The 13,352-nt window shown below is 71.8% G+C and carries 14 protein-coding genes; 3 read left to right on the top strand and 11 right to left on the bottom strand.

The window, feature by feature from the left end:
- Nucleotides 1–93: 93 nt before the first annotated feature.
- On the top strand, nt 94–879 hold the full coding sequence (locus tag GL259_RS03980) for a DUF5995 family protein (protein WP_159529213.1): 786 nt from the start codon (nt 94–96) through the stop codon (nt 877–879).
- A 17-nt stretch (nt 880–896) separates the two neighbouring features.
- The gene (locus tag GL259_RS03975; protein WP_159529211.1) at nt 897–1,229 is read left to right on the top strand and encodes a DUF952 domain-containing protein; all 333 of its coding nucleotides are present in this window, start codon (nt 897–899) and stop codon (nt 1,227–1,229) included.
- A gap of 609 nt (nt 1,230–1,838) precedes the next feature.
- Here GL259_RS03975 and GL259_RS03970 read toward each other — a convergent pair.
- Nucleotides 1,839–2,234: a cupin domain-containing protein gene (locus GL259_RS03970; protein WP_159529209.1), complete on the bottom strand. Its 396-nt coding sequence runs from the start codon at nt 2,232–2,234 to the stop codon at nt 1,839–1,841.
- A gap of 52 nt (nt 2,235–2,286) precedes the next feature.
- Between GL259_RS03970 and GL259_RS03965 the strand changes: the two genes are divergently transcribed.
- Nucleotides 2,287–3,279, top strand: a complete 993-nt coding sequence (locus GL259_RS03965; RefSeq protein WP_159529207.1) for a helix-turn-helix domain-containing protein — start codon at nt 2,287–2,289, stop codon at nt 3,277–3,279.
- A 272-nt stretch (nt 3,280–3,551) separates the two neighbouring features.
- On the opposite strand, the gene GL259_RS03960 is transcribed toward GL259_RS03965, so the two are convergent.
- The 10 genes from GL259_RS03960 to GL259_RS03915 all read right to left on the bottom strand — a co-directional run bounded on the left by GL259_RS03960 (nt 3,552) and on the right by GL259_RS03915 (nt 13,125).
- A complete protein-coding gene (locus GL259_RS03960) occupies nt 3,552–3,968 on the bottom strand; it encodes a hypothetical protein (RefSeq protein WP_159529205.1) in 417 nt (138 codons plus the stop codon).
- 358 nt (nt 3,969–4,326) lie between these two features.
- A complete protein-coding gene (locus GL259_RS03955; protein ID WP_159529203.1) occupies nt 4,327–5,541 on the bottom strand; it encodes an MFS transporter in 1,215 nt (404 codons plus the stop codon).
- Between the two features lie 85 nt (nt 5,542–5,626).
- A complete protein-coding gene (locus tag GL259_RS03950; protein WP_159529201.1) occupies nt 5,627–6,223 on the bottom strand; it encodes a TetR/AcrR family transcriptional regulator in 597 nt (198 codons plus the stop codon).
- Between the two features lie 751 nt (nt 6,224–6,974).
- A complete protein-coding gene (locus GL259_RS03945; RefSeq protein WP_159529199.1) occupies nt 6,975–7,478 on the bottom strand; it encodes a hypothetical protein in 504 nt (167 codons plus the stop codon).
- Nucleotides 7,479–7,692: 214 nt separating this feature from the next.
- Nucleotides 7,693–8,172 (bottom strand): ATP-binding protein, encoded by a 480-nt coding sequence (locus tag GL259_RS03940; protein ID WP_159529197.1) that lies wholly within the window; start codon nt 8,170–8,172, stop codon nt 7,693–7,695.
- 415 nt (nt 8,173–8,587) lie between these two features.
- Nucleotides 8,588–9,103, bottom strand: a complete 516-nt coding sequence (locus tag GL259_RS03935) for a hypothetical protein (RefSeq protein WP_159529195.1) — start codon at nt 9,101–9,103, stop codon at nt 8,588–8,590.
- 147 nt (nt 9,104–9,250) lie between these two features.
- Nucleotides 9,251–9,886, bottom strand: coding sequence for a VC0807 family protein (locus tag GL259_RS03930; RefSeq protein WP_159529193.1), 636 nt, complete (start codon nt 9,884–9,886; stop codon nt 9,251–9,253).
- Nucleotides 9,887–10,066: 180 nt separating this feature from the next.
- Nucleotides 10,067–10,687: a TetR/AcrR family transcriptional regulator gene (locus tag GL259_RS03925; protein ID WP_159529192.1), complete on the bottom strand. Its 621-nt coding sequence runs from the start codon at nt 10,685–10,687 to the stop codon at nt 10,067–10,069.
- Between the two features lie 66 nt (nt 10,688–10,753).
- A complete protein-coding gene (locus GL259_RS03920; RefSeq protein WP_159529191.1) occupies nt 10,754–11,758 on the bottom strand; it encodes a Gfo/Idh/MocA family oxidoreductase in 1,005 nt (334 codons plus the stop codon).
- Nucleotides 11,755–13,125: an NDP-hexose 2,3-dehydratase family protein gene (locus GL259_RS03915; protein ID WP_159529190.1), complete on the bottom strand. Its 1,371-nt coding sequence runs from the start codon at nt 13,123–13,125 to the stop codon at nt 11,755–11,757. The genes GL259_RS03920 and GL259_RS03915 overlap by 4 nt, the downstream gene beginning before the upstream one ends.
- Between the last annotated feature and the right edge of the window lie 227 nt (nt 13,126–13,352).

Below are 13,352 nucleotides of genomic sequence, written 5' to 3'. Positions count from 1 at the left end.
CCGGTGCGCGGTGGTAGGACGGAGCCGTGGTCGGCACCGCGGGCAGCAGCCGGAGTGCGGGCCGGACGAGGGGACGGCGAAAGGGGAGTCGGCATGGCGGCAGAGAACATCGACGATGTCGTGGACGGGCTGGCCGGGATCGTGCGGGAGGCCGGCCGCACCGGTGACCGGGTCGGGTACTTCGCGGCGCTGTACCGGCAGGTGACCGTCGAGGTCCGCACGGCCATCCACGGTGGGCTGTTCGACGACGGCGCCCGGATGGACCGTTTCGACACGCTCTTCGGCAACCGCTACTTCGACGCGTACGAGGCGTGGCGCCGTGACCGGAGCGGGCCGCGGTGCTGGCGCGAGGCGTTCGGACTGCTCGACGACGCCGACACCGCCATCGTCCAGCACCTGATACTCGGCGTGAACGCGCACATCAACCTCGACCTGGCCATCGCCGCCGCGCGGACCAGCCCGGGCGAGGCCATCCACACGCTGCGGCGCGACTTCCTGCTGATCAACGACATCCTTGCGCGGGTGGCGCTGGCGGTGCAGGACTCGCTCGGCGCCCTGTCGCCACTCATGTCGCTGCTGGATCGGGTCGGAGCCCGCACGGACGAGCGGATCCTCGACTTCAGTGTCCGTCAGTCCCGCGAGGAGGCGTGGTACAACGCCGTCCTGCTCGCCGGCCAGAACGAAGAGGAGCGCGAGGCCACCCTCGAACGGCTCGACGTCCGGGCCGCCGTGCTCGCACGGTTGACAGCCCGTCCGGGCGGCCTCGTCCGGCCGGCCCTGGAGCTGATCCGGAGCACCGAGAGCGATGACGTGGCGGCCGTCATCGCCCGTCTGGACAGCGCCGTGGAGCGGCCCTCCGCCCGGCAGGGGACGGGGTGAGGCCGTAGCGTGGGCCCATGCCCGAACGCGCGTACATACTCCACATCACCGAGCGTTCCCTGTGGGACGAGGCCCGTGAGCAGGGCGCGTACCGGATGTCGACGCGTGGCCGCACCCTTGCGCAGGAGGGCTTCGTCCACTGCTCGACGCGCGCCCAACTGCCCGCCGTGGCGGCCTTCCTGTACGGCTCCTACGAGGGGCCCGACGAGCTGGTGGTGCTCGTCGTGGACCCCGGGCGGCTGGACGTGCCGGTGAGGTACGAGGCGCCGGAGCCCGGGGCTGAGGAGTTCCCGCATGTGTACGGCCCGATTCCGGTGGAGGCGGTGGTGGAGGTGGAGCCGTGGCGGTGACGCGCCGCCGCAGGCCATGACGGTGGGCCGTGGCGGTGTGGCTGGTCCTCGTGACCGTCACGGCCGGCCTGACCCTGTGGCCGCGGGACTCGGCGGAGCCGCAGCGGTACGGCTGGGAGGAAGCCGGCCCGACGCCACCGTTTCCCGCGGGAGGGGAGCCGGCGTGCGCGGACTCCCCACCCGACGAGAACGGCCGAGCGCTCTGCTTCTTCAGGAGCCGCTAGCCGGGCCGCCCGTCTCCGGGTCCCGCCCCTCCGGAAGTCCCGTCGGCACGGCCCGACCGTAGTGCAGGGCTCGGCCCCGCCGGCGCCGGTGTCGCTCCGCGCGTCGTCGATGACGTGCTGATGCCACAGCAGGCCGGCGGCGGCTCGGGCGGGGTCGGCGCCCCTGGCAAGTGAGGCAGGGCGGAGGGCAGCGCTGCAAGGCGGGATGACGCGGTCGTTCCCGAACCGGGTGGCTGCGCGCCGGGACGTAGGGCTCACATCGTCGAATCCCAGCCCCGGGCGAGGCCTCGTACCCGCGCCGCTCCCGCCGGGCAGCCGGTGAACGGAACCGATCCGGTGACGGGCTGAGGCCATGAGAAGGGCCGCGCGCCCGAAGCCCGTCGGCTCAGGTGTCGAGTGCGTGCCCGGTCGTCGCGTCCACGTGGTCCGGGATCTCGTCGTGGCGATCACCCACGGTCGGTGTCCCGGCGGGCTCGAACATGAGGATCGCGGCGCCGGACGGAGCGTACGGCTTGTGCTCCGTGCCTCGGGGGACGGTGAAGACCGCCCCCTGGGGGAGCAGGACCGTGCGCTCCCCCTCGGGCTCGCGCAAGGAGATGTGCAGCTCTCCGTCGAGTACCAGGAAGAACTCGTCGGTGTCGTCGTGGGCGTGCCAGACGTGTTCGCCCTCGACCTTGGCGATGCGGACGTCGTAGTCGTTGACGCGCGTGACGATGCGGGGGCTCCACAGGGCGTCGAAGGAGGCCAGGGCCTTGCCGAGGGGGATGGGTTCGTGGCTCATGGGCTCATCCTGAGCCGTTTCGCACGGTCGGCGTGAGTGCTAGGAATCGCACATGGCGAAAGAATCCTCGCACGCCGTTCACGCGGCGGGCGTGCACCGGGTCGTCGTGATCGTGGACGAGAACTCGAACCCGTTCGAGCTCGGCTGCGCGACCGAGGTCTTCGGTCTGCGCAGACCGGAGATCGGCCGTGACCTCTACGACTTCAGGCTCTGTTCCCCCGAACCCCGCACCCTGATGCGAGACGGATTCTTCACGCTCACGGGAGTCGCCGGTCTGGAAGCGGCCGACGCGGCGGACACCTTGATCGTCCCCAACCGCCCGGACATCGAGGTGCCCCGCCGTCCCGCCGTGCTCGATGCCGTCCGACGGGCGCACGCCCGCGGTGCGCGCCTGGTCGGCTTCTGCAGCGGCGCCTTCACACTGGCCGAGGCCGGGGTCCTCGACGGGCGCCGGGCCACCGCGCACTGGCAGTGGGCGGATTCCTTCCGGGCCCGCTTCCCCGCCGTCCGGCTCGAATCGGACGTGCTGTTCGTGGACGACGGTGACATCCTCACCGCTGCGGGGAGCGCGGCGGCGCTCGACCTCGGGCTGCACATGGTCCGCCGCGACCACGGCGCGGAGGTCGCCAACTCCGTGAGCCGGCGACTGGTCTTCGCGGCGCACCGGGACGGTGGGCAGCGGCAGTTCGTGGAACGCCCCGTGCCCGACCCGCCGGACGAGTCCCTGGCGCCTGTCCTGGCCTGGGCCCTGGAACGGTTGGACTCACCGCTCACTGTGTCCGACCTCGCGGCGCGTGCGGCGGTCAGTCCGGCGACGCTGCATCGCCGCTTCCGGGCGCAACTGGGCACGACCCCGTTGACGTGGCTCACGGGGGAACGACTCGCCCTGGCCTGCCGGCTGATCGAGCGAGGTGAGTCCCGCTTCGAGGTGGTCGCGCGGCGCAGCGGGCTCGGCACCGCCGCCCATCTGCGCACGCTGATGCGCCGCGAGGCCGGCATCACCCCGTCGGCGTACAAGCGCCGGTTCGGGCCGGAGGCGAATTGACGGCGGACACCCCTTCCGGCGGACCGAGGGACGGTCCGCCTCGCCGAGGTGAGTCGGGGAGGAGTGCCGGTCCGGGCGTGTCTCCTCCACCACGCGTCACGGGTCACACCACGTCAGACCGTGGACCGGCCGTTGACGCGGTGCTCCTCGGAGGGCATCGAGTCCCATTCGGTGTTCGCGCCGTCGCGCGTCACCATGAACAACGGACGCGATCGGAGGGCCTGCCCGACCAGTTGCCCGCGTATCACGACCCCGGGATCATCCGGTCCCGCTTAGCCCTCGGGCGTGTAGCGAAAGTGCACGTCCATCGCCTCGGCATACGCGATTGCGTCGCTCTCCAGCTCCGACAGGTCTCTCCCGACCAGGGGGAGTCCGTCATACGCGATCCGGGGGCCGTGCACGGCGTCCGCGGCGATGCAGAACAGCCCCACAGCTCGGCTCACACAGGCGGTGACGGCAGGCGAAGAAGGAACCGCCCCGCGACGGTGGACTTCGACCTCCCAGGTCGGCGAGAAGATCGCGTGGTCCTGTGCGCAATCGCTGACCTTCGTCTGGCCGAGCGTCTCAGCCGCCTCGACCACGTCGTCGACGCTCATGCCGAACCGGAGCGGTCCGACGCCGACAGCCGGTGAGCAGGACCAATCGTCCCGTTCGGCGATTCCGAAATCGACTTCGGTCTCGAACGCCACAGTCGCTCCTCCAGGGACACCTGAGACTTGCCGCCCCCCATCATGTCAATCGCCGGCCAGCGGACTGCCGGGTGCCGCCGAGCTCGCGCGGGTCACTCGGCCGAGCCCCCTCTGGGCTCGGCCGCGAATGCGCGACACCTGAAACGCGAGCTCACCGGTCTCGCCCCCGGGTTCCCCCGGACTCCTCCACGCTGTGCGTCGCCCGCCGGGGCCGTGCGGCGTCGCCGCTGGTCCGCACCGGAAAGGTGAGCCCTCTGGAACCGGCCACGCCGTCGCTGCCCCTGGGCCCGGGCGCCTCCGGTGACGATGACGTCCCGGTCGCTTTCCCTGACATCGGCGCAGCCTTCGACCGCTGCCGCTACCTTGCCGACTGATCAACGCGTGCGAGCTCGTTCCCCTCGTCGGGCAGGGCGGACGAGGTGGCTGGGCCGGGAGTCGTGACGGCGCGGTGGGTGAGGTCGGGCAGGACGGTGGCCAGGCCGACCAGCGCCAACACCGCGCCGAGCCAGAGCGGAGCGCGCAGTCCCCAGGTTTCGATCACCACGGCGCCGATGGAGGAACCGAGGATGATGCCGAGGGTGATGAAGGAGGAGTGCACGGTGTTGACCAGCGGCCCGGCGTTGCCGGTGCGCTGGACGCGGGTCACCATCGCCGGGTTCATGGTGACACCGGCCAGGCCGATGCCCATCATGCAGATGACCGCCGGGACGGGCACGTGGGCGAGGAGGGCGAAGGCGGTCAGGAAGACCGTGTTGAGGACGAGCCCGACGGCGAGCACCGGGACGGTGTGCGTGTCGGCGAAACGGCCGACCACGTTGTTGCCGATGACGGTGGCGGCGCCGTAGGCGATGAGCAGCAGGGGGACGGTGCCGGCGGAGAAGCCGGTGACGTCGGTGAGGATGGGGTTGAAGTAGCTGAAGGCGGAGAAGGTGGCGCCGATGATCAGTGTGCTGCCGGACAGCACCAGCCACATCCTGGGCTTCTTGAAGACGCCGGCCTCCTGGCGGAAGCCGCCGCCCTCCACCCGCTCGACGCGGGGCACGCCGAACAGGGTGGCCACGGCCGCGATCACGGTGATCAGGACGATGGCCCAGAACGCGGCGCGCCACCCGAAACGCTCACCGACCAGGGTGGAGACGGGCAGTCCGAGCAGGGTGCCGAGCATGAGGCCGTTCATCGCGACGGCGATGGCGCGGCCACGGATCTCGGGGCGGGTGATCCGGGCGCACATCGAGATGCCCACGCCGAAGAACGCCTGGGAGGCGATGCCGGTGATGATCCGCGCGGCCATCATGGTGCCGTAGCCGGTCGCGGTGGCGGCCAGTACGTTGCCGGCGAGGAAGACGACGAACAGTGCCAACAGCGCCGTGCGCGGGGGGAACTTCATCAGGGCCACGGTCAGGAAGGGGCCGCCGGCAGCCATGGCCACCGCGAAGGCGGTGATGAGGTAGCCGATCTGGGGGATGGTCGCGTCCAGCCCGTCGGCCATCTGCGGCATCAGCCCGGCGACCACGAACTCGCTGGTCACCATGGCGAAGATGCCGAGCGCCAGCACGTATACGGCACGAGGCACGGCTCGTTCTCCTTCGAGGTCCGTTATGGATTGATCAGTACAAAACTTGAGTACGCGTGGGCCTGGCCCCCGGTGGCGTGCGCCGTCAGCCGGTGAGTGCGTCCATGGCGATCTCGGCGATCGACTCCAGTGCGGCCCGGTCGGCACCGCCCTGGCTGGAGATGCGCATGCCGCCGATCGCCGCGTTGACGAAGCGGGCAAGCGCTCCGGCGTCGCGGGGGGAGGTGATGCTGCCGTCCCGCTGCCCCTCCTCGAGCACCGCGCGCAGCGCCGTCAGCCGACGCCGTGTGTCGCGCTCCAGCATTTCCGCCGCCCGCGGATCCCGGGCGACCAGCTCGACCGTGGTGTTCACGGTCAGGCAGCCGAGACCGCGTCCGCCCGTCCGGTGTTCCGTCTCGCCGTCGACGACCATGGTGAACAGGGCGCGCAGCCGGTCGGCGGCGCTGTGCCGGACGTCCTCCAGGACGGCCAGCTGGGCGGTCGTCATGGAGTCGATGTAGCGCGCCAGTACGCGCTCGAAGAGGTCGTGCTTGCTCTTGAACGTGTTGTAGATGCTGCTGCGCCCCAGCCCTGTGGCGTCGCACAGGTCCTGTGTGGAGGTGGCCTCGTAGCCCCTCTCCCAGAACGTGCGCATCGCCGCGTCCAGGGCGCCTTCCTCGTCGAACGTCCTCGGCCGGGCCATGGCGCGACCTTAACCGTTTTGGACTGTACGTTGCAATACCCCTTCGGAGGTCCGCCCTCACCGCGGCCGTGAAGCCCTGCCGGGGTGGTCGGTGCCGGAGGAGCACATCGGGCCGTCGGCCCGAGGCCGGACGTGACAACCGCACCGACTGCCGCTCGCCACCAACGCGACAGCGCGTGGTCCGGAAAAGCGCCGGCGGTCTCACCGAACCCCTGGCCCAGGCGCTCAGGGACCGCCGCCGCAACGCCCCCGGCGCCTTCGCTTCCGGGAGCCAGGTACTCGTCGACGCGTTCCGCGCGGTGCTCGCGGCCGTGCGCGCCCCGGAGCCCTGGACGCCCGGCCGCGCCCAGGACGTCGCCGTGCGGGCCGGGCCGTTCATCGAGCGCACACACCCGGCCCGGCGACGACCACGGTACCGAGATGCTCGCCGCAGCCTTGGTCCACCCCGGCACCCGCACGTCGCGGCCCGCTTCCACGGCCGCCGGCTCGGCTGCACCGACCGGGACCGACTGCGCTGCGGGACGACCGCGATCCTCGGCGTTCACCGACTTCGGCGCGTTGAGGCCCGTCCCGTGAATAATCTTCGAGCCGCCTCGGGCACGGCTGATCACAGTGAGGTCCACCGATCTGTCCGGCGGGGGCGAGGTCGTGCATCCGGGCGATGCCGGGCACGGCGTCCATCACGCGATGAGCGGCAACGCGCGTCTCCACGACCTCGCACTCGGCCGACGGGCGAGCGGTGGACGAAGACCTACCCCGCCCAGATTTCCGGCCCCTGCTCGACGACGACGAGTCCGTGAGTCCGGTCGGACGGCCAGAGGTCCATCCGGTACAGGAAGTGGTCACCGGGACCTCCGTCGGTGTCGGCCGGCGGTGGTTCGGCTGGAACGCAGGAAACCCGAACACGTAGCCATCCGGCGGGAACGGCCAGGAACGGCCCGTCGGCGGGGTCGGTGCCGGGGCTGGACACGGTGAGCTGACCGGTCGGGGCGTCGGGGTCGGCCTCCACGATGTGCTCGGCCGTCGGCTCCGTCGTGGGCGCGGAGGCGTGAACGGTGATCAGGGACTCGACCATGTCGTCCCGAGCTGTGCCGACGGGGACCGAGTGCGGTTCGACGCCGATGCGATGGAGGCGGACCGCTTCTTCCGTCCAGCCGGCGGGCACCAGGTCCGGGTCCGTCGCGTGTTCGGCGATCCACGCTTCATAGGGGTCGAGGTCCTGGACGTGGAACTGCCCGTGATCGGCGTCGATCATGAATACCGGCGAAGCGTCGGCCACCGGCGCAGACCATCGAAGCCGACGGGGGGCGCCGAGGCGGGTGCCTTCCAGCTGGTCGGCCCGAGGCAGTCGTGCCGGGGCACCCCTGTCCGCCGCCTCTCCCCGGTGATCGCCACGGCCGCATCCACGCACCCCGGCTGAGACCAGGGGCCGGTCGGCCGGTCGTTTCCACAGGGGTGGGCGTCCGGTTCTACAGGGGCGGACGTCCGGTGGGGGCGTCGCCGGGGCCGTCGAGCAGGGCGATGCGGGCGGTGATGCGTTTGCCGACCGGCTCGCGCTGCGCCGCGAAGCCCTGGGCGACGGCCATGACGATCTCCAGGCCGTGCTGGCCGACCCGGCCGGCGTCCGCGGCCCGGGCGATCGGCAGGACCGGATCGGAGTCCCACACCGAGACCTCGACCGTGTCGCCGGTGACGCGCAGGTCCAGCAGCGCCGGCCCGGGGGCGTACTTGCGGGCGTTGGTGACCAGCTCGCTGACCACCAGCTGGGTCAGGTCGATGGCACGCCGGGAGACCGGCAGGCCGTGCTCGGTCCGTACCCGGGTGAGGAAGTCGGCGGCCTGGTGGCGGGCATGGGCGATGTCCGTGCCGTCACCGCCCAGGGCGATGCTGGTCTGCGGGGTGCGCTCGTCCGGTGCGGTGCCGTCCTCGCCCACGGGCGCTGATTCCATGCCGTCCACCCTTCGTTCCCCCGTTCACACCCGCGCGCGTACCCGCGCGCAAACGGGCAACACCCCACATCCCCCCGTCGGCTCTGCCCCACCAGGACTTCGCCCGGTGCACGCGCGGCACGTAACCGGTGAAGACCTGGTGCGTCAGGGTCACCGACATGGCTGGGGGAGAAGTGGCGAACGGGCCGCACGGCGGGGCCGGCTGCCGGCCACGGCCGCACGGGCACCGCGCCGGGCGGGGACGGCCTGACCCGCACCGGCGCGGAACGGCCCGGGGCGGCGGGCGAGCGGCAGGACGAGGCGGGGCGCGGGCCTTCGGCCGCCAGGACGGCCGCCCCGGCACCCGCGAGGGCCCTTCCGGCCGGCGGCGGCCGATGCCGGGCAAGCGGCCTGCCCGGCGGCCGCGGAACTCGGGTCACCCGTTCCCGGCGCGCCGCAGGACCGCGCGCACGTCCTGCTCGAACCGCAGGCGCCGGACGGGCAGGCGCCGGTACCCGACCGGGAACGAGAACGTGGACCGGGCTCCCGCGCGGTGTTCGATCTCGACCATCACCGCGGTGTCCAGCCTGGGCAGCTGCCCCGCCAGGAGCGGGAGGACCCAGCCCCACGTGCGCGAGTCGACCGCGTTCCCGTAGACCAGGGCGGCGCACCGGTTCGTCGCCAGCCTTTCCCGCAGGGCGCCGGCGAAGGAGCGGGCGGACCGCGGGCCGTCCCAGTCGACGTGCTCGCTCAGTTCGCCGGATTCCACCCGGACCACGACGTCGTCGTCGCCGTCACGGAGCGTGATCCACTGCCGCCGGACGCCCCTGCGGCGGGTCCACGCCCCGGGGACGGTCCGCACGACCGTCTCGAGGACGCGGAGGTAGTCCGCGCGCACAGGAGCCGGAAGGGAGCCGAGTTCGGCCAGCAACGCCTCGTCCCGCACGGTCATGCACGCCCCCGACGTGGTGTGGTCCCGACCGGCCGCAGGATAGTGCAGCCCGGCTCCGCCGGCGCGGTCGGCCGGGTCGGGTGCGCGGGGCACGGACCCGTTCCGGCGGAGTGCCTGCGCGGACGCTGCCGTAGGGCCGGCCAGGCGTCACCCGGAGTGCGCGGGGCCGGCCCCGGAGCCGGGTGAGGGAAGCGGGGCGGCGCCCCGGGCCGCCCCGCCGGCGAAGATCTTGCGCAGCGTGCGCGTCCGGAACAGCACCACCTGGGTGACGATTTGCAATCCGATCCAGGACACGGCGTACAGGACTCCGTCCAGGGCGGGCACGGTGTCCACGGGCAGGCTGTACGCCATCACCAGACGCAGCAGCGCGTCGCACAGCAGACCCACGCCCCACAGCACCGTCAGCCCGCGCCACACCCGCCGGAAGGCCGCGTCCGTCTCCCACAGCTCCTCCAGCACCGCCGTCCGCCCGGGCAGCAGGGTGCGCAGGGCCTGGTAGGTGAACGGCCGCGCGGTGAACAGCGTCACCAGCAGCCAGACGCCGGCGAGCGCCGTGAACAGGCCGTTGCGCGCCAGTGCGACGCGCGGGTCGGACGTCATCAGCGACGCCGCGGCGCTCACCAGGAGCAGGGCCGTGATGAAGACGCCGATGGCGTCCAGCTTCCGGTGGCGGACCGCGGAGTGGAGCGTGTGCACGGCGGGCGCGCAGCCGCTCAGCAGCAGAGCGGTGATCTCGCTCGTTCCGGCGGCGCGCAGCGCGTAGTAGAGCCCGACCGGCAGCACGACGTCGCACAGGACGGTGAGGACGAAGCCCCAGCGGGGGAGGGGGGACGCGAGGCCCCGGACGGGCCGGGAGGGGGGTCGGCGGGGGAGGCCGTGGGACCGGAGCGGGACGGGGGGGAGGTCATGAACGGTGCTCCTGTGGATCGGCCGGCGGCCGGACGGCTCGGTGCGGGACGGCTCTCAGTCGGGCCGGGTGCAGCGATCGATCACCTCCGCCAACTCCCGCGCCGCGCTCTGAAGCTGGTGACACGTGCTGTACAGGTGGTGACGCAGTACGTTGTCGGTGGCGCCGCGTACGGCCAGAGCCATGGTGCGGCAGTCGAAGGTGCCGAACTCACCCGCTTCGCGCCCTTGCCGGAGAAGCGTCACGAGCGACTCCACCGACGTGACGGTGTGCTCGACGTCGTCCAGGCCGGTGATCCGCCCGTCCCGGACCATGCGGACGATCTCCGAGAGCGCCCGCGCCTGCAGGGGGTGGCGGGCGACGAAGTCGAAGCCGGACGTGATGTACGCGCTCAACCTGCCGCGGTGGGTCGTTTCGTCGGCGACACGGGCGGCCGTCAATTCCTGCGCCTGTTCGATGACCGTGCGGGCGACCTCGGCGAACAGTTCCGGTTTTCCGGAGAAGTGATAAGAGATCATCCCGGTACTGCTGAGTTTCGCCTGTCGGGAGATCCTGGCGAACGAAGCCTTCGCGTAGCCGCTTTCCGCGAGGGTTTCGATAGCCGCCTGAACTATCTGCGCCCGCCGTGCCTTCTGTGTGAATGTGCGCGTCTTCGCCTTAGTTGCGTTGGCCATCATGATGTCAAATTAGCATGATCGGATTCAGGTTATTCCCATGTTTTTTCGCTCTTCTTGGCCATGCGTTCAATCGACCGAAACGCGTCGCGCCGCGGCGCGCACGGCATCCACCAGCTCCATCGCCGCGACCGCCTCCGCACGGACACCGCTCTCCGCGGTGCGGGCCCCGCCCGCGCGCACCTGCCGGGCGAACGCCTCGAGCAACAGCCGCAGTTGGTCGGCCGCGGGCAGGTGCAGGTGCTCCTGGCGGTCCTGTTCCTCCACCACCACCAGCGGCTGGTGGGCGGGCGGCGGAGTGAACGCCCGGGTCACCGTGACCCGGGCCCGGTCGCCCCACACCGTGTAGGTCGACGCGTAGGCGTGCTCGAACCCGAAGGCCAGCTCGGCCAGCACACCCGACGGTGACACCAGCAGTGCCTGGCCGGACAGGTCGAGCCCGTCCTCGGCACGGACCCGCAGGGTGGCCCCCGCCACCTCCAGGCCGGGTCCCAGCAGCAGCGAGGCCGCCCGGAGGGGGTACACCCCGACGTCCAGCAGCGCGCCGCCGCCCAGCCGGGCGTCGTGACGGATGTCGTCCTCGGGCAGCGGCGGGATGCAGAACGCGGCGTGGAAGGAGGCCGGCCGGCCGAGCCGTCCCGTCCCCACCAGGTCGCGGACGTAGGCGTGCTGCGGATGGTGCGGGAACATGAAGTTCTCCCGCAGCACCAGATCCCGCTCCGCGGCCAGCGCGCACAGCGCCCGCGCCTCGGCCGCGTCCACCCCGATCGGTTTCTCCACCAGAACGTGCTTGCCCGCCATGAGCGCCTGCTCGGTGAAGCGGCGGTGCAGCCCGGTCGGTGTCGAGATGTACACCGCGTCGACGTCGGGCCTGTCCAGCAGCGCGGCGACGTCCGTTTCGGCGGCGCACCCGAAACGCTCCGCGAACCGCCGGGTCTTGGCCTCCCCACGGCCGGCCACGGCTGTCAGCCGCAGCCCCGGCGTACGCACCACCGTGGGCAGCACCCGGCGCCACGCGATCGACGACGTCCCCAGCGCACCCAGCCGGACCGTGCGCTCCCGCGCCTCCGTCACAGCGACCTCCAAGCGGCGATCAGCGTGCGCGCCTGGACGTTGAGGTGGTGGTCGTAGCGCAGCAGCTCGTCCACCTGGCGCAGGGACACCCAGCGGAACTCCTCGGAGAGCACCGGCAGATCGTCGTCGAGCTCGATGATGACGTAGTGGATCTGGCCGTGCAGGAAGCGTCCGCCCTCCTCCGACAGCTTCACGTCGTAGACGGCGTCGGCGCGACGGGCCAGCACCTCGTCCAGGTAGGCCGGCCGGAGGCCGGCCGGCAGGTGCGCGTAGTTCTCCGGCGCGCACTGCAGGGTCGGGCCGAGCTCCACCACCGACACGAAGCCGGGTTCGGCACGGGCCCGCAGCAACACGTGCGGCACACCGTGCACCCGCCGCACGAACAGGGCGGCCAGGCCCGTTCCGTGCGGCTTCAGCAGGGGCTGGGTCCAGGCCCGCACCTCCCGCCGGGCCGAGGCGACGTCCACCGCCACGATGCTGAAGTGCTGGCCGCGCTCGTGGGTCACCTCGGTGTCGCCCACGTTCCAGCCGCTGGTCTGCGCCAGTCCGATCGCGGTGACCCGCACCTCGTGCTCGGCCCGCCGGCGGGTGATCCAACTGCGGATGTCGGCGTCCGGGTGCATCGACTCCACCGCCTGCGCCTGCCAGTCCGGCAGACAGGACAGCACGGTGCGCGCGTCCATGTTCACGAGGTTCTCCTCGTGCAGGAGCGCATTGACCTGGCCCAGCGTCAACCAGGCGAAGTCCTCACCGGCCTCGACGTCCGGCCCCACCGTGACGACCATGTTCCGGTTGCGTTTGCGCAGGAACCAGGAGCCCTGCTCCGACTGCAGCACGTCGGCCACCACGGAACCCGGCTCGGGACGGCGGAAACACCCGAGATACGGAACCTCCGAACCTCCGTGCACCCGCGTGTAGTTGCTCTTCGTCGCCTGGACGGTCGGCGACAGCTGGACCCCGTTGACGTTTCCGGGCTCGGACTTGGCCTGCATCAGCAGATGCGGTACTCCGTCAAAGTCGCGCAGCGCGATGCCCAGGATGCCGATCTCCGGCTGGTTGATGATCGGCTGCTCCCAGGCCGGCACCGGACCGAAGTCCGAGGAGACCCGCAGCCCGTGCACCGAGAAGAATCGCCCGCTGCGGTGCCGCAGGTCGCCGGTGAGGTCGTCGAAGGCCCAGCCGTCCAGCTCCGCGAACGCGATCCGCTCCACCCGCTGCGCCTGCGCCCGGCGACGGTCCTCCAGCCAGGCCGCCAGGTCGGCGTTGCTCAGCACACCGCCGTCGACGGCCGCCGCGGACGCGGCCAGGCCCGCCGCGGCCGGCGTCCTCGCGGGGCGCGACGGCACCAGCGCGGTCGTTGGTGTCATGGATACGACCTTCTCTCGTTCGAGGCGCCCTGCCGTGCGGACGGTTCACCGGCCGGAGCGCCGTCGTCCGCACCTCCGCGCCGAAAGAACGGCACCCGCACCGAAAGGGGCGGCAGTCGAATGCCGCAGCCCCCAGCGTGCCCGACCCAATTCGAGCATTCGCCTAGTCATTCCGCCTTGCGACCCGTTCCCCGGACTCGCTATGGACCGGGACCGGACACGACCGG

The organism is Streptomyces sp. Tu 3180 (assembly GCF_009852415.1).
GTDB lineage: Bacteria > Actinomycetota > Actinomycetes > Streptomycetales > Streptomycetaceae > Streptomyces.
Note: the sequence above shows the minus strand (reverse complement) of the source record. Positions and strands in the feature narration are given on the sequence as shown.